The organism is Agromyces sp. SYSU T00194 (genome assembly GCF_040496035.1).
Lineage (GTDB): Bacteria > Actinomycetota > Actinomycetes > Actinomycetales > Microbacteriaceae > Agromyces > Agromyces chitinivorans.
This window is the reverse complement of sequence record NZ_JBEPJZ010000002.1, coordinates 695,400-710,084: the sequence shown is the minus strand read 5'-3', so window position 1 is coordinate 710,084 and position 14,685 is coordinate 695,400. Positions and strand designations below refer to the sequence as shown.

The 14,685-nt window shown below is 68.7% G+C and carries 15 protein-coding genes, 1 tRNA gene and 1 pseudogene; 13 read left to right on the top strand and 4 right to left on the bottom strand.

The features are described from left to right. Positions 1-31: 31 nt before the first annotated feature. A complete protein-coding gene (locus ABZK10_RS16115; protein WP_353810300.1) occupies positions 32-649 on the top strand; it encodes a hypothetical protein in 618 nt (205 codons plus the stop codon). A 2-nt stretch (positions 650-651) separates the two neighbouring features. Then, a complete protein-coding gene (locus ABZK10_RS16110; protein ID WP_353810299.1) occupies positions 652-1,182 on the top strand; it encodes a nuclear transport factor 2 family protein in 531 nt (176 codons plus the stop codon). Between the two features lie 108 nt (positions 1,183-1,290). Here the strand turns inward: ABZK10_RS16110 and ABZK10_RS16105 are convergent. After that, positions 1,291-1,372 (bottom strand) — tRNA-Leu (locus ABZK10_RS16105). A 76-nt stretch (positions 1,373-1,448) separates the two neighbouring features. Here ABZK10_RS16105 and ABZK10_RS16100 point away from each other — a divergent pair. Both ABZK10_RS16100 and ABZK10_RS16095 read left to right on the top strand, forming a co-directional pair. Further along, on the top strand, positions 1,449-1,745 hold the full coding sequence (locus tag ABZK10_RS16100) for an SHOCT domain-containing protein (RefSeq protein WP_353810298.1): 297 nt from the start codon (positions 1,449-1,451) through the stop codon (positions 1,743-1,745). Positions 1,746-1,853: 108 nt separating this feature from the next. Beyond that, positions 1,854-2,741: pseudogene (locus ABZK10_RS16095) on the top strand (TadA family conjugal transfer-associated ATPase); the annotation flags it as partial. Between the two features lie 1,096 nt (positions 2,742-3,837). On the opposite strand, the gene ABZK10_RS16090 reads toward ABZK10_RS16095, so the two are convergent. The 3 genes from ABZK10_RS16090 to ABZK10_RS16080 all read right to left on the bottom strand — a co-directional run bounded on the left by ABZK10_RS16090 (position 3,838) and on the right by ABZK10_RS16080 (position 8,649). Next, positions 3,838-4,374, bottom strand: a complete 537-nt coding sequence (locus ABZK10_RS16090) for a hypothetical protein (protein WP_353810297.1) — start codon at positions 4,372-4,374, stop codon at positions 3,838-3,840. A gap of 184 nt (positions 4,375-4,558) precedes the next feature. Continuing rightward, a complete protein-coding gene (locus ABZK10_RS16085) occupies positions 4,559-6,961 on the bottom strand; it encodes an AAA family ATPase (RefSeq protein ID WP_353810296.1) in 2,403 nt (800 codons plus the stop codon). Between the two features lie 197 nt (positions 6,962-7,158). Beyond that, the gene (locus ABZK10_RS16080; protein WP_353810295.1) at positions 7,159-8,649 is read right to left on the bottom strand and encodes a recombinase family protein; all 1,491 of its coding nucleotides are present in this window, start codon (positions 8,647-8,649) and stop codon (positions 7,159-7,161) included. Between the two features lie 30 nt (positions 8,650-8,679). On the opposite strand from ABZK10_RS16080, the gene ABZK10_RS16075 reads away from it, so the two are divergent. From ABZK10_RS16075 to ABZK10_RS16035, 9 genes are all read left to right on the top strand, one after another. Then, a complete protein-coding gene (locus tag ABZK10_RS16075; RefSeq protein ID WP_353810294.1) occupies positions 8,680-9,033 on the top strand; it encodes a hypothetical protein in 354 nt (117 codons plus the stop codon). Beyond that, positions 9,030-9,905 (top strand): type II secretion system F family protein, encoded by an 876-nt coding sequence (locus ABZK10_RS16070; RefSeq protein WP_353810293.1) that lies wholly within the window; start codon positions 9,030-9,032, stop codon positions 9,903-9,905. The genes ABZK10_RS16075 and ABZK10_RS16070 overlap by 4 nt, the downstream gene beginning before the upstream one ends. Beyond that, positions 9,893-10,831, top strand: coding sequence for a type II secretion system F family protein (locus ABZK10_RS16065; protein WP_353810292.1), 939 nt, complete (start codon positions 9,893-9,895; stop codon positions 10,829-10,831). Before ABZK10_RS16070 ends, ABZK10_RS16065 begins: the two co-directional genes overlap by 13 nt. An 80-nt stretch (positions 10,832-10,911) precedes the next feature. Beyond that, positions 10,912-11,079, top strand: coding sequence for a hypothetical protein (locus ABZK10_RS16060; RefSeq protein WP_353810291.1), 168 nt, complete (start codon positions 10,912-10,914; stop codon positions 11,077-11,079). Next, positions 11,076-11,477, top strand: coding sequence for a TadE/TadG family type IV pilus assembly protein (locus tag ABZK10_RS16055; RefSeq protein WP_353810564.1), 402 nt, complete (start codon positions 11,076-11,078; stop codon positions 11,475-11,477). Before ABZK10_RS16060 ends, ABZK10_RS16055 begins: the two co-directional genes overlap by 4 nt. Continuing rightward, positions 11,474-11,935, top strand: a complete 462-nt coding sequence (locus tag ABZK10_RS16050; protein ID WP_353810290.1) for a hypothetical protein — start codon at positions 11,474-11,476, stop codon at positions 11,933-11,935. The genes ABZK10_RS16055 and ABZK10_RS16050 overlap by 4 nt, the downstream gene beginning before the upstream one ends. Next, the gene (locus ABZK10_RS16045; protein ID WP_436408545.1) at positions 11,935-12,384 is read left to right on the top strand and encodes a pilus assembly protein TadG-related protein; all 450 of its coding nucleotides are present in this window, start codon (positions 11,935-11,937) and stop codon (positions 12,382-12,384) included. Before ABZK10_RS16050 ends, ABZK10_RS16045 begins: the two co-directional genes overlap by 1 nt. A 92-nt stretch (positions 12,385-12,476) precedes the next feature. After that, positions 12,477-13,571, top strand: a complete 1,095-nt coding sequence (locus ABZK10_RS16040; RefSeq protein ID WP_353810288.1) for an acyltransferase family protein — start codon at positions 12,477-12,479, stop codon at positions 13,569-13,571. A 139-nt stretch (positions 13,572-13,710) separates the two neighbouring features. Next, on the top strand, positions 13,711-14,652 hold the full coding sequence (locus ABZK10_RS16035) for a carbon-nitrogen hydrolase family protein (protein ID WP_353810287.1): 942 nt from the start codon (positions 13,711-13,713) through the stop codon (positions 14,650-14,652). The last annotated feature ends 33 nt before the right edge of the window (positions 14,653-14,685 follow it).

Genomic DNA, 14,685 nt, shown 5'->3' with positions numbered 1-14,685 from the left:
GCAGACCCCGAACGCCCGGTAGGTTTCGGGCATGAGCCTCGTGGAGCGACTCTTCGGGCGGTCGAAGCCGCGCCCCCAGCAGACCGAGCCCGACGCGAGCGCCAGGGCGGAACCGCCGGAACCCGGGGCTGCTCCGATCCACGCCGAGGTGCCCATCACCTCGGAGATCTTCCTCACCTGGGTCGCCGACCTCGACGCCGAGCGCGAGGCCCGCGATCGCGCCCGCCAGTACGCCGCCGAGCGCGGCCTGCCGCCGCTCACGGTGCGACTGCTGCCCGAGCCCGAGCACGTGGTCGACCTGCGCGACCTGCCCGCTGCGCGCCTGCGCATCACGGGGATCGAGCGGCACGTGCCCCACGACGAGGTCGACGCCCACATCGCCGACTCATACCTGCTCGTGCGCGAGCGCGACCCGGCGCACCACCCGCACCTGGTCGGCGTCTACGGGCGCCGGCGCCGCATCGGCCACCTCACCGAGTCGAAGTCGCGCGGGCTCCTGCCGCTGCTCGACGCCCTCGGGGCCGATGCCTACCTCGTCTCGGGCACCGAGCTGCCCGACGGCGGCGGCCGGCTCTGGGTGCACGCGCCGAAGGTGCCGGCGCTGCGCGAGTTCACGCGCGAGCGCATTGCCACGACGCCCAGGGAGTGAGCATGACCGACGAGACGACCGCGTTCGACGACGTCGCCGCCGACGCCACCCTCGACCGGTACATCGCGGCCGCCGAAGCGCGCGACGGCACGGCCGCGGGGGAGTGCCTGGCCGACGACGCGGTGTTCCGTTCTGCGACGACCACGGCGTTCGAGTACGTCGGGCGCGACGACATCGCCGAGATGGAGTCGGCGACGCTCGCGGAGTTCGGCGAGGTGCGCTGCATCGCCCGCAGCGGCAGCGGCGACACCCGCCTGGTCGTCTTCGCGTTCACGCTCGCGGGGGTCGAGGGGCAGGATGCGAAGCTGCTGAGGTTCGCGCCCGACGGGCGCATCAGCGAGGTGACGGCGTTCGTGCGCCCGCTGCCGGCGCTCGCGCAGATCCCGGCGCGGGTCGCGCCGTCGATCGCCCGCCGGTCGGGCCGGCGTGGGCTGGCCCGCATGCTCGCGCTGTCGTCGCGACCGGTCGCGGCGATGCTGCGCTCGGGCGACGCGTCGATGTCGCCGAAGCTCGACCCGGCCCGGCAGCGCTGACCGCGGCGCCGGTTCCCCGTTTGAGGGCCGATTCTTCGCTTGAGTGCTGAGTGTGTGCACTCGGATGAAGAAATGGCCCTCAGTCGCAAGGCGCGGAGCCGCGGCTCGTGCGGAAGGTGGGACTCGAACCCACACGCCCGAAGGCACAGGAACCTAAATCCTGCGTGTCTACCGGTTTCACCACTCCCGCGAGTGCGTGGCCAGTCTAGGCGGCGCGCGGGACTTCCGACCGGTGCGCCGATCGCGGCCGACGCTAGCCTGAGGCCATGTACGGCAACAGCCTCATGGGATGGAACGTCCTCGCCTTCGTCGTGATCGTCATCGTGATCCTGCTGGTACTCGGCGGGCTGGTCGCGCTCGTCCTCTGGGCGGTGCGCGCGTCGAGCCGGCCCACGCCGGGCCCGGTCGCCCACGCCAGCGGGCTCGCGGTTCCCGCGGCCGATGGGCCGAAGCCCGTCGCGTCCACGACGCTGCTGCGCGAGCTCGCCGACCTGCGCGACCAGGAGATCATCACGCCCGAGGAGTTCGAGGCGAAGAAGGCCGAGATCCTCGGCAGGTTGTAGCGCGGCGAGCATCGGCCGGGCGACCCGCACTGGGGGCGTGCAGCCCGGTGCATCCGCTCATGTGGACAACCCCGGCGCGTCCGGACCATCTCGTCCACACTGTTGCGCATGTCCGACGCGGTCCGCACGATCACGGAGCAGGTGCGGGCGCGCGTGCTGCGCGAGGGCGTCGACCTGGCGCAGGATTCCGCGCTCGCGGAGCGGTACGCGCGCGATGAGATCCGCCGCCGCAGCGAGGACCTGCTGGTGCGCGGGCACCTCGCCGACGTCGACGAGCACGACGCCACCCGCGAGGTCGTCGCGGCGCTGACGGGGCTCGGGCCGATCCAGCCGCTGCTCGACGACGACACGGTCGAGGAGATCTGGATCAACGCGCCCACCCGCGTGTTCGTCGCGCGCGACGGCGTCAGCGAACTCACGTCGCTGGTGCTCACCGACCAGGAGGTGCGAGACCTGGTCGAGCGGATGCTCCGCGCCAGCGGCCGCAGGGTCGACCTCAGTTCGCCCTTCGTCGACGCATCGCTGCCCGACGGCTCGCGGCTGCACGTCGCGATCCCCGACGTGACCCGGCGTCACTGGGCCGTGAACATCCGGAAGTTCCGCCGGCGCATCCGCGACCTGCACGACCTCGTCGCTGCCGGGACACTGAACGAGCGGGCGGCGGACTTCCTCGAGGCGAGCGTGCGCGCGGGCCTCAACATCCTGGTCTCCGGGCCGACGCACAGCGGCAAGACCACGATGCTGGGTGCGCTGCTCGGCTGCGTGCGCCCCTCGGAGCGCATCGTCACGGTGGAGGAGACGTTCGAGCTCGACGTCGCGGCCCGTGACGTCGTCGCACTGCAGTGCAGGCAGGCGAACGTCGAAGGGCTCGGTGAGATCACGCTGCGCCGCCTCGTCAAGGAGTCGCTGCGCATGCGACCCGACCGGCTCGTCGTCGGCGAGGTTCGCGAAGCCGAGAGCCTCGACCTGCTGATCGCGTTGAACTCCGGCATACCGGAATTACAAACTGCCGCATGACGGTAGACAAGACGCCTGGAGTGAGCTTGAGCGCCGACTTCAGCGGGATTTCTGCATGATTCTTCGAAGCTGCGTTCGAAGGTGACCAAGACTTTTCCGTGTTGCAGCTACGAAGGGCGGGAAGGCTGATCCCAGCGCCTGCGTATTACGCCTCAAAGCACTCGAATCGATCGCGCGGATGATAGCCCTTTGATCCCGCGACACGCCGAAGGATTCCCCACAACAAAAAAAATTTGTAGGTGCACACCTGTGGATAACCGGCCAAATTGGCCTATATGCACCCGAACACGCCGTGCAGGCTGTGGAGCGCCGGTGGAAAGCCCTGTGGATAACTACACCGGTGTAACTACCTCATCTTGTGGTCGTTCGGCGGGGCGAACACGTGCCGTAGAATTTCAGCATCGAAGCACGACAACCCCGAGTCCCTCGGGCGGTGCCGAGGGACAACGGGGTCGCGAGCGTCAAACTTTGGCCGGTTAGACGTTAGCGATTCTAGTCCTGAGTGACGTAGCTGACGCAATTCCGCGCCAGTGCGTCGGCACCTTGGTCTTCGTGTGATCAAGGAATGAGGGCCTTCTATGGCCGGATACATGTACACCTGTCCCAACGCCCGGTGCCGCCGGAAGTTGGGGCCGTACCGCGTCACGCGTCCGGGGCTCGCCCGGTGCGCCTACTGCGGCACGACGTTCAGGGTCCGCTGATCTAGCAGTCAGCGCACAGGGGGCGCGTTCTTCCTTCGGGGAGGGCGCGCCCTCTTCGTTGCTGGTGCCCCTTGCCAATCTCCCAGCCGGACACAAACCCTCTACTGCCGAGAATGGGGGTTCTCGGGTCAACCTCAAAAGGACTCGGGGCTAGTCTCGGGTCCCGAGCGAGGGGCGGGGGTCTTTCCTGGTGGCCTTTTGGGAACCCCGCTCCCAATTGGCATTTATGCTGATCAGGCCTGAAATATTCGAGTGGCTGGCTGTTGATGCTTGTTGATTCGTGTTGATCCTTGTTGAAGGACCGCAGGCAGGCACCGTAACGCTGAGGCCCCCGGCAAGCGTGAGCTAGCGGGGGCCTCAACTGAGCGCGCCTCTTACAGGTTCAGGGCTGCGCGTACGCGTTCCTCTCGGGTCTCGCTCCGCTGCTGCTCCGCCCATAGGGACTCAGCCACCGCAGCGCAGGACTCGCACGCGCGCCAACCCTCGCGGGGCAGGTGGGTGGCGTAGTGCCGTTCCACGGGCGGGTTCATCTCCGAACAGACCGGGCATCGGTCCGTCTGCTCGCGCCGGGCGAGTCGCTCGGCTTGGTCTGCTGCCGCTCGGGCCTTCGCGCTGGCTGTCATCAGGCGGGCGTAGTGCTCCGCTCGCTTCATGACCTCCGGGAGGTGTTCGCGCTGCGTCCTCTCGCGCACGTCTTGATCGATGATCTGTCCCTTCGCGTGCTCTGCCGAGACTTCTCGGAGTGCAATGCCGAAGTAATCAATTGGATCGACATTTGCCGCTTCGTAATCCGCTCGGAGTGCTTCCGGAACGTAGTACGGATCACGCGGTGGCTTAGGCGGTTCCTGCGCGCCGAATGAGCGCCCGTCCTGGCTAATTGTGTGGATTTGCTTCACTTGCTTGCCTTTCATGTTGCTGTGATTGGTGCCCAGCCTTCGGCTTCGAGCCTCCGGAGGGCTGCTGGGATGTGCTTGCGCTTGCGGTAGTTGACTCGGTGCTCCCAGCCCTCTGAACCGCTGCGCCGGAGTCCGTCTGCGTCCCAGATGCGAATGCGCTCCGCAAGTGCTGCGACGTAGACGGGGGTCGGGGTTTCTCTCATGTGCTCTCTTTCTCTAGTTGCCTCCGAGGGTCTCCCTCAGGCCCGGGGGAACCTCCGGAACCTTGAAGGGCTGCTTCCCCGTCTCGGAATGGGGAACCTGAGCCGGAGGGGTCTCGGCGGGAGGGGGAACTTCCGCGCCATTGCTGGGATCGGAGGGGGTTTCCTGCTTCCCCATACCCGAAACGGGGAAGCTCGGGGAAGCTCGGGGAAGCTGGGGAACCTAGTGAGGGTGCTTCCCCAGCTTCCCCGGGGCCTAGGGACCGGGAAGCAGGGAAGCTCACAGGGGAGGTTGTCGGAAGGCTCAGAATCTTGGAACCCTTCTGGCCTTGGGTCTCTACTAGCCGGCCATCGTCAATCAGGCTCTTGAGCGCCTCCCGGTACTTGCCCCAGTTGTTGCCGCTGAGGCCAAGCGCCTCCCGAGCGGCCTTGTGATTGATCGGCCCTTCCGCTGCTGTGACCACGGAGAGAATCTCCCCCTGGAGGGTCAGCGCAGTGCTCGCCGCACGCGCAACTTGCGCGCTCGCGCTCGGGTGACGAAGCTCCCAAAGCGACGGGCTCGCGGTGCTGTCTAGGTGGAACTCCGCCGCTAGCTCTCCCTTGCGCAGCCCGAGCCCACCGCCGTTGTCCTTCGCTAGCTTCATGCTCAGGAACCCGGTGCCGCCCTTCTTGAGGCCCCCGCCGCGCGGAGTCTCAAGCAGGTAGATCGCGCCCTTATAGCCCGCGTACTTGGCCTGTGAGCCAATCGGGAAGAGCGGATTGGCCGCATCCTTCGGCACGTGATCTACAACGAGCACGCAGGCACCTGCCTGAGCGAACGAGCGGGCGAAGCTGTGCCAGCGCGTTACGTCGTCGGTGCTGTTGGAGTCGCCGCCCGTAACGTTGTTGATTGACTCTCCAACGGTGTCGATGATCACGAGCGAGTAGCCCCGGCGTGCGTACGCTTCGAGCACTGCCGGAGTCGGGCGCTCTTCGGGGCGGATGTAGTGGAAGCGTTCCGCGATCACGGCGCGGTCTACGCCGAGCCCAACAAGCCGGGAGACGATTCGCCCGGGGTGCTCCTCGTAGTCGATGTGCGCGACAGTGTGACCATCTGCAAGCTGCTCGGCGGCAACGGCCAGCGCGAAGAGCGTCTTGCCCTCGCCGCCCGGTGCGTGAACCTCATTCACTACGCCGGGGTAGAAGAGGCCCATGCCATCGGTGCGCCGGAAGACGGACGGCGCAGGGGGCGCGTAGTCCTCAGCTAGGAACTCGGCTAGGTCAAGCGGCTTCCACGTCTCGGGGATCGCCGCCTGTGTCTCGCTCGCCTCTGCGCGCGTGAGTGCTTGAGCCCGGAGATTCTCCCAATCCCAGCCGAACTCTGCTTCGGCCTGCTCGGGCGTGAGGCTCTCTAGGCGCTCGCGCTCGCTTGGCTCGGGGGCGCGTGCGGAGAGGGTCGATGTTGCCCACCTGACCGCAGAGCGTCCGAACTCGGTTTCTAGCGTCCTGAGCGCTTCCGCTTGCTTCGGTAGTGCGCCCTCCCAGAGTCGATCCATTCGCGCCTGACGCTCTGACGGAGGGGTATTGGTGTCGGGGCGGTTGACGTACGCGTCCGAAATCTCATGCCGCAGGGTGTCGATCCCCGGTGTCTCGGGCAAGAGGACCGCGATCCACGCCAAGCTCCACAGGGCGCTCTGAGCGTTCGGGTAACGCTCTACTCCGCTCCACTGCTCGGATAGCTCCTGAAGCCACGGCGCAACCTCTCCGGCATCGAAGCTCTGCGGTCCTTCCCAAGCGGGAATCTCCCCGGTCTCGCGGGCGGGGCGCTGCAAGTGCGTGAGCCACGCGGAAGGCAGCTCAGCAACGTGCTCGGCAATGTCCTGAGCGGTTGGCGGACCTTCGAGCGCTGTGCCGTCCGGGAGGTACCAAACCTCTGTGTCTAGCGTGCGGTGGTTGCGCGTCGGGCCGACGAAGGCGAAGCGGTGGAAGTGATCGACTACCTCCCCGCCGCTGTAGCGGTCAGCTAGGGAAACATCCGCAGGCACGCGATAGAGGCGCTTGGCGCGCCCCTGAGCGGCGCTGAGCACTCCGCGTGACGTTGTGTAGAGCGTTCCCGGACGTGCGCCAAGCTGGGCTTCCAGAGCGGCGCAGGCGGGCGCGTCATCGTCATCTAGGAAGACGTACCCCGGCGCTGGGCTAGATGCCGTGCGGGCGAACTCCCAGTGTTCGGACTTGGCCCAGCGCTCGGCCGCTTCGGGGGTCCAACTCCGGTAACCGCGCGGGGGCGTGTCTGCGACAGGGATGGGCCGAAGGACTTCCGCCGAGCCCGCTTCGGTATAGATACGGAGGGCGTCGGAGTATCCGATTTCGGGCGTTGGCGGTGCCTGTGAGACCGCCGCCGCTGTGTTCAGTGTGACTTGCATTTGTGGTGCTCCTAAGAGTGGGGAGTGATCCCCGAGCACCACACCGAAGATCACCCCCCGGTTTGTGGAAAATCGGGTGGTGCCTGTCGTTGTGTCTGGTTCCAGTGTACCACTGAATTGTAGGGTATATACCTAGACTAGGCGTTTACTTTGTGCACACTTGACAATTTGCGAGCAGTGATGCACTAAGGCACGACTCAGCGCGGATCAACCTTCACGCGGGAGACTCCCCGCCCGGGCATCACCTGAATGCGCAGCGATTGCCTGACGAAATCCCTACGCCGTTCGATGCTGTGCGACTCCCACCACTGTTCGAACTTCTCGAAGCTCTCGGTGGAGTCGCCCCACTCTTCCCGAAGCAGCCGAACCCAGTCGGCTTCGAGCCCACGCGCTAGCGCGTCCTTTAGCTCTCGGTCGAGCTTGTCGGCTGCATCCGCAAGTGCGGACAGTTGCGCCTGGATTGGCACGGGATCGACTCCGCGCGTTGCGAGTAGCCCAGAGAGCCGCGAGCGCTCCGCTGTGTTGTCTGCGATAGCTGCCCGGAGCGTTGGCAGGTCACTAGTTCCGGGGGCGGTGGGAGGGTCGATCCATCCCCCCGAAATGAAACCGTAGAGCGCCATCACGGCCTTTCTCTCGGCAAGGTTTGTCTTGATCGCTGTATGCGTCTTGCCGTCACCCTTCGCGCGCTCGCCGCATGTGTAGAAGGTTTGCCCAGCGTGCCGAGAGTTCCTAGACGAGTGGTAGATGCGCATTGTGCCTCCGCACGCGCACAGCATCGCGCCACTCAGAAAGTGCCTCTGCGGCTTCGCGCCGCGTGAGGTTGTCCGCGAGTCGATCAGCGCGGAAAGCAACTCAAGCTGCTCCGGCGTGATGATCTGCGGTCCGTCAGTGTTGATGACCTTGGGCTCAATCGGAGGAAGGCCTTCCTCCTTCCGGTCCTTGTTCTTGCGCCGGTCCTCAGCGCTCAGGTGCGTCATGATCCCGGCGTTGCGCTCTCGTCGGAGAATTTGCCTCACGCCTGGATGCGTCCAGCGTGCTGGCTTGTCGTCCTTCGCCTTCGAGGTCGGAGGCACGCCGGAGTCGTTCCATCGCCGGACAATCTCTCCGATAGATGTGCCGTTGATCACGTCGGCGACGGCATCGCGGATCATCTGCGCCTCAGGCTCGTGAAACGTAAGCCGGTCTAGCTTGAAGCCGAATGGGCGATTGCCGAGAATCGGCTTCCCTGCGTCCAGTAGTTCCTTGTTCTTGCGCTTCTGCCGTGCGCTCTTGCGCTCAATCTCCCCGCGTGAAACTGCGGCCTTGAGTCGCGCGAAGAGTCGCCCCGCGTCCGTCGTCAGGTCGGCTTCGCCTGTCGCTGTAACGAGTGTCAGGCCCTTGTGCTCCGCGAGGTCGATCCAGTCCTCTAGCTCGCGGGGTTGCCGCGTCAGGCGGTCGAGGTCATAGACCGCGATTGCGTCGAATCGCCCCGCCTTGAAGTCCTCTTGCATCTGTTCATACTCCGGACGCTTCACGTCGCGGAGGTACGCAGAAACGGTGTCCGAATATATGCGGGTGAGCGTCCAGCCACGTTGCTGAAGCAGGGTCATAGAGTCACCGCGCTGGCGCTCGATCGCGAGCCCGTCAGCCTTCTTGTCTTCACTGATTCGGAGGTACACAGCCGCCCGCAGCGGAGGAGAGCTAGTCATGCGCTTGATAGTAACTCCGGAATCCCGGGCATGTGCACGATCCACGCGAACAGTGCGGCCGACGCGCTCCTGAAGCTCTGCACCCTGCCGCTGCTCGCGGGGCGCAACATCGACGCGGCGTTCGTCGTGCCGACCGTCATGACGAGCGTCGACCTCGTCGTGCACACGTCGCTCACCGCGGAAGGGGCGCGGCAGGTCGACGAGATCTCCGTGCCGCGACGGACGGGGAGCGAGACGGATGCCGCGGGGATGCGCCTCGGGACCCATCCGGTGTTCTCCCGCACCGACGGTGTGCTGCGGGCCGTGTCGACGTCGGTGCCGAGCACCCGGAAGTTCGCGACGGCCGGCATCGACGTCGAGACACTGCTGCGGGACGCCGCGTGACGGCGGCTGCGGCCGCCCTGGGGGCGTCGCTCGGCATCGGGCTGATGCTCTGCGCCGCGCCGTGGCTCTGGCCGCGGACGACGGGACGACGCGGAGCGCGGGCGGATCCCGGGACCGCCGGCATCCGCGCGATGCTCGCCGCCGCGGGACTGCACGGGGTCTCGCCGGGCCTGTTCGCGGTGGTCTCACTGGTGCTCGCGGTGATCGCCGGTGCGATCGCGCACGCGCTCTCGGGCGTGGTCGCGCTGACGATCGCGATCGGCCTCGCCGCGCTCACCGCGCCCTGGCTCGTCGTACGACAGCGCCTCGCGACGCGGCGGGCCGCGCACCGCGCGGCCTGGCCCGACCTGGTCGACCACCTCGTCTCGGGGGTGCGCGCGGGCATGGCGCTGCCCGATGCGGTCGCCGCACTCGACGAGGTGGGGCCGGCGCCGCTCCGGGCCGCCTTCGCGGCCTTCCGCCGCGACTGGCGCGAGACCGCCAACTTCTCGGCATCGCTCGATCGGCTCAAGGCCGCGCTCGCCGACCCGACCGCCGATCGCATCATCGAGACGCTGCGCATGGCCAGGGAGGTCGGCGGCACGGAGCTGACGCCCACTCTCCGGGCGCTCTCCGCCTACCTCCGTGAGGACGCGGCGCTGCGTGGCGAGGTGGCGGCGCGGCAGGGCTGGGTGCGCAACGCCGCCCGGCTGGGCGTGTGCGCGCCGTGGGTGCTCCTGCTGATCCTGTCGACTCGTCCCGAGGCCATCTCGGCCTACAACACGCCCGCCGGCGTCGTGCTGATCGTCGTGGGGCTCGGGGTCAGCGTGGTCGCCTACCGACTGATGCTGGGTCTCGGCCGTCTGCCCGAGGACGGGCGGTGGTTCGCGTGACCACGGCCGCGATCGCGCTGGGTGCCGCCTTCGGGCTCGGCGTCTGGTCCCTGCTATCCGTCCTGCCGAGCTGGCGTCGGCCGCGCGCGATCCACCGGGTCGCGCCCTACGTGCTCGACGTCTCGCCGGCTGCGCACGCCATCGTCCACCGTGATCGCAGCGATCCGCTCCCCGTGCTCGGCGACCTCGTGGGGCCTTGGCTGGAGTCGGCCGCGCGAGCGGTCGGCGCGGTCCTCGGCGACGACGCCCAGGTGGCTCGACGCATCCGCCGCGCGGGTCTCGACCTCGCCGTGCGGCGGTTCCGGATGCATCAGGTCACCGCCGCCGTCGGAGCCGCCCTGATGGCGACGGTCGCTGTGCTGCTCGCTCCGGGACTCGCGACCCTGCCGCCCGTCGCGCGCATCGTGCTCCCGCTGGTCGCCGCCGCGGCCGGCGCGCTCGGGCCGGAGCAGGTGCTGCAGTGGCGGGCGCGCCGACGCATGCGGCGACTGGCGAGCGAACTGCCGACGGTGCTCGAGTTCCTCACGCTGAGCATCACCGCGGGGGAGTCGATGCTCGATGCCCTGACGCGCGTCTCCCGCCTGGGGGCGGGGGTGCTGCCGGGGGAGTTCGCGGGGGTGGTGGCATCCGTGCACACCGGCGTACCGCTCGCCCGTGCACTTCGCGACCTCGGCGTCGCGCTGGGCGACCCCGCCCTCGACCGGTGCATCGCGCAGATCGTCGCCGCGATCGAACGCGGCGCGCCCACGGTCGAGGTCCTGCGCGCCCTTGCAGGCGACGTGCGCGGTGAGGCTTCCCGCGCCCTCATCGAGCTGGCCGGCCGCAAGGAGATCGCCATGCTCGTGCCGCTGGTGTTCCTCATCCTGCCCGTGACCGTGGCGTTCGCCGTCTATCCGGGCCTGATGGTGCTGCAGGCGGGGTTCTGAGGTGTGCGCGGGTGGAACGACGAGACACGTGACCCGATGGGAGCCGACGGCGGATGCCGCGGCGGGAGAGGACGGAACGGATGCGCGAGGCGCTGCGACGGACGATCGACGAGGAGCGGGGCGACGTGCCGGGGTGGGTGCTGATCACGCTCATGACCGCGGGGCTCGTCATCGTGCTCTGGGGACTCGCAGGGCCGGCGCTCGGCGGGGTGTTCGACGCGGCGATCGACCGCGTGATGGGCTTCTGATACCGCTTCGGCTCGGTCGGCTCGCCGACGAGCGGGGTTCGGCGCTCGTCGAGTCGATGCTCGTCACGGTGCTGCTCGTGGGGCTGGCGCTCGCCGTGGTGCAGCTCGCGCTCGCGCTGCACGTGCGCAACACCGTGCTCGACGCGGCTGCCGAGGGGGCGCGATACGCGGCGCTCGCGGGCAACGGTGCCGCCGATGGGGTGCTGCGCACGCGCGAGTTGATCGGCGCGGCGGTGTCCGAGGGCTACGCGCGGGACGTCACGGCATCGCTCTCGGCGGCGGGCGGGTCGGAGGTGGTCGAGGTGCGCGTGCGGGCGACCTTGCCCCTCGTGGGCCTCATCGGGCTGGAGGCCGCGCTCGACGTGCGCGGGCACGCGGTGGTGGAGGCGTACGGATGACCGGTGCCGGCCGCCCTCGGAGGCCCGACCTGCTCGGCGACGAGACGGGGTCGGCGTCGCTCGAGTTCGTCACGGTCGGACTCATCCTGCTGGTGCCGCTCGTGTACCTCGTGCTTGCGGTCGGTGCGGTGCAGGCTGGGGTGCTCGCCACCGAGGGTGCTGCCCGGCATGCGGCGCGCGTGTACTCGCTCGCGCCCGATGACGCAGCGGGCCGTGATGCGGTCGAGCGCGCCGTCGCGGTCGCGCTGGCCGACTACGGGATCGAGCGCTCCGCCGCATCCGTCTCGCTGCACTGCGAGGGTGGATGCCTCGAGTCCGGGTCGCGCGTGACGCTCGTCGTACGCGCCGACGTGACCTTGCCGCTGGTACCGCCCGTGCTGGCGATGCGGGAGCGGGCGAGCGTGCCCGTCGAGGCATCCGCCACCGTGCCCGTATCGCGGTTCGCCGGGGCCGGATGATGCGGGTGTTGCGCGACCGCCTCGCGCGTGACGAGTCGGGGTCGACGCTGCTGCTCACGATCGGATGCTGCGTGCTGGGGCTCGCGGTCATCGTCGTGACCATCGGGGCGACGTCGCTGTACCTCGAGCGCAAGCGTCTCTTCACGATCGCGGACGGCGCCGCGCTCGCCGGCGCGGAGGCGTTCGTGCTGGCCGACGTTCGGCGCGAGGGTGACCGGCTCGTGGTCGAACTCGACCCCGACGACGTGTCGGCGGCCGTCGCCGAGCACCTCGCGGCGAGCGTCGGAGCACGTGACGAGGTGCGCGTCCTGCGCGCCACCAGCACCGACGGCCGTAGTGCGACCGTCACCCTCGGCACGACCTGGCGCGCGCCGATCCTGGGGGAGTGGCTGCCCGCCGAGGTGCCGATCGACGTGACGAGCGTCGCCCGCTCGGTGTTCTCGGGCTGACCGGCTGGTCTGCCACCGAGGGTGGCGTGGGGAGGGCGGGCTTGTGGACGCGCGAAACGAGTACGTGACACTTCCTCGCTACGCTCCCCGCTGTGAGCCCGCCTGCGCCGCGCGTCTACCTCCATCGCCTGACATCGCTGCGCTTCTTCGCTGCCCTGGTGGTAGTGCTCAACCACGTCACGAGAGATGTCGCACCGATCCCGGTGCTCTCGCCGCTCGCGACGATGGGGACGGCCGGCGTCGGCTTCTTCTTCGCCCTCTCCGGATTCATCCTGACGTGGTCGCACACGCCCGGTGACCCGATCTCGCGGTTCTACCGGAAGCGATTCGCGCGGGTCTATCCGCTGCACTTCGCGACGTTCCTCGTCTCCATCCCGGTGCTGCTCGTCGCCGGCGTCGGGTTCACCACGGTCGAGGTCGTCTCGAACGTGTTGCTCGTGCAGTCGTGGGTGCCCGATCCGGACATCTACTTCGGCATGAACGCCCCGAGCTGGTCGCTCGCGTGCGAGTTGCTGTTCTACCTGCTGTTCCCCTTCGCGATCCCGCTGGTGCGCCGCCTCGGCGCACGAGGCGCGCGCGCGTTGCTGATCGCGCTCGTGGTCGCCGGAATCGTCGTCAGCATCGCGGTCACCGTCGCGGTCGGCGGCGGCGAGCCGGCACGGTTCCTGCTCTACGTGTTCCCACCCTTCCGGTTCCTGGGATTCCTCGCCGGGGTCGTTCTTGCGCACTGGATGTCGACCGGTCGGCGCTTCGACCAGCCGATCTGGCTGGCGGCGACCGTGGTCGCCGTGGCGTACGTGGCCGTGTTCGGCGCCCAGCGCTGGCTCGGCGTCGCCTTCGGCCACGGCGTCGAGGACGCGCTGCTGCTCCCGTGCATCCTGCTGCTGATCGCCACCGCGGCGAGTGCCGACCTCTCGGGCAAGGCGGGACTGCTCGTGAGCCGGCCCCTGCGACTGCTCGGCGAGTGGTCGTTCGCGCTCTACCTCACGCACTGGTTGCTCGCGGTGCTCGTCCACGCGGCGTTCCCCGGGCTGCAGACCGCCGATCTGCCGGTCAGGGTCGCGGTGGATTCGCTGTTCATCGTCGTAGCCATCGCAGTGTCCGCGCTCGCCTACTACACGCTCGAGAAGCCCGTCGAACGACGGCTCCGCGGGGCGCCACCGCGCCCCGCGATGGCGGCCGCGTAGCCTGCGCGTCCCGGCTCCCGCTCACGGATGCGAGCCCGGGACGGCGTGAAGTTCCCCCAGAAGTGGGGCGGCGGGCGACGTGAACGAGGAGTAACGTCCCGACCGAGCGCACGACCGATCCCCTCGGAGGTGATCGCGCATGAAGGCCGCGATCGTGCAGTACCCGCCCGTGTTCCTCGACCTCGAACGCACGCTCGAGCACGCCGTGCGGCACATCGAGGAGGCCGCCGGCCTCGGCGCGAGCCTCGTCGTCTTCCCCGAGGCGTGGTTCCCCGGCTACCCGGTCTGGATCCAGCGCACGCGCCCGGAGGGCGAGGAAGACGTCGTGCACGCGCTCATCGCGCGCCTGCAGGACAACGCCGTCGACCTGGCATCCGATGGCCTCGCACCGGTGCGGCGGGCGGCCCGGGAGCACGGCGTGGTGGTGGTCGCGGCGCACCAGGAGGTCGACCGCGCGCGCAGCGGCACGATCTTCAACAGCGTGGCGATCATCGACGCCGACGGCACGATCCTCAACAACCACCGCAAGGTCATGCCGACGTTCCCGGAGCGCATGGTCTGGGGGTTCGGGGATGCCTCGACGATCCGTGTCGTCGAGACGGCCGTCGGTCGCGTGGGGGCGCTGCTGTGCTGGGAGAACCTCATGCCGCTCGCGCGGTACGCGCTGTACGCGCAGATGCCGGAGATCTACGTCGCGCCGACCGCCGACGAGGGGGACGGCTGGCACGCGACCCTGCAGCACATCGCGCGTGAGAGCTGTGCCTACGTGCTCGGCGGCTCGACGAGCTGGCAGCTGCGCGATCTGCCCGACGACCTGCCGTTCCGCGACCGGCTGATGGGCGACGAGGGCGAGGAGGAGTGGATCAGCCCCGGCGACGCGGTCGTCTACGAACCGTTCGGCCCCGCGATCGCCGGCCCCATGCACCAGGGCCGCGGCCTCCTCGTCGCCGACCTCGACCTCGCGAAGTGCCGGCTGCCGCGCGTGTGGTTCGACGTCACCGGCCACTACTCCCGGCCCGACCTCTTCCAGCTCCAGGTGGACACGACGCCGCAGTCGCCGGTGCGATTCGGCACAGGCTGACGTCGGCCGAACCACCACCCTCCTCCCGCCGCG

Coding starts and splice junctions, on each gene's coding strand:
- ABZK10_RS16115 (WP_353810300.1), top strand. CDS start 32: ATGAGCCTCGTGGAGCGACTCTTCGGGCGGTCGAAGCCGCGCCCCCAG.
- ABZK10_RS16110 (WP_353810299.1), top strand. CDS start 652: ATGACCGACGAGACGACCGCGTTCGACGACGTCGCCGCCGACGCCACC.
- ABZK10_RS16100 (WP_353810298.1), top strand. CDS start 1,449: ATGTACGGCAACAGCCTCATGGGATGGAACGTCCTCGCCTTCGTCGTG.
- ABZK10_RS16090 (WP_353810297.1), bottom strand. CDS start 4,374: ATGAAAGGCAAGCAAGTGAAGCAAATCCACACAATTAGCCAGGACGGG.
- ABZK10_RS16085 (WP_353810296.1), bottom strand. CDS start 6,961: ATGCAAGTCACACTGAACACAGCGGCGGCGGTCTCACAGGCACCGCCA.
- ABZK10_RS16080 (WP_353810295.1), bottom strand. CDS start 8,649: ATGACTAGCTCTCCTCCGCTGCGGGCGGCTGTGTACCTCCGAATCAGT.
- ABZK10_RS16075 (WP_353810294.1), top strand. CDS start 8,680: ATGTGCACGATCCACGCGAACAGTGCGGCCGACGCGCTCCTGAAGCTC.
- ABZK10_RS16060 (WP_353810291.1), top strand. CDS start 10,912: ATGCGCGAGGCGCTGCGACGGACGATCGACGAGGAGCGGGGCGACGTG.
- ABZK10_RS16050 (WP_353810290.1), top strand. CDS start 11,474: ATGACCGGTGCCGGCCGCCCTCGGAGGCCCGACCTGCTCGGCGACGAG.
- ABZK10_RS16045 (WP_436408545.1), top strand. CDS start 11,935: ATGCGGGTGTTGCGCGACCGCCTCGCGCGTGACGAGTCGGGGTCGACG.
- ABZK10_RS16035 (WP_353810287.1), top strand. CDS start 13,711: ATGAAGGCCGCGATCGTGCAGTACCCGCCCGTGTTCCTCGACCTCGAA.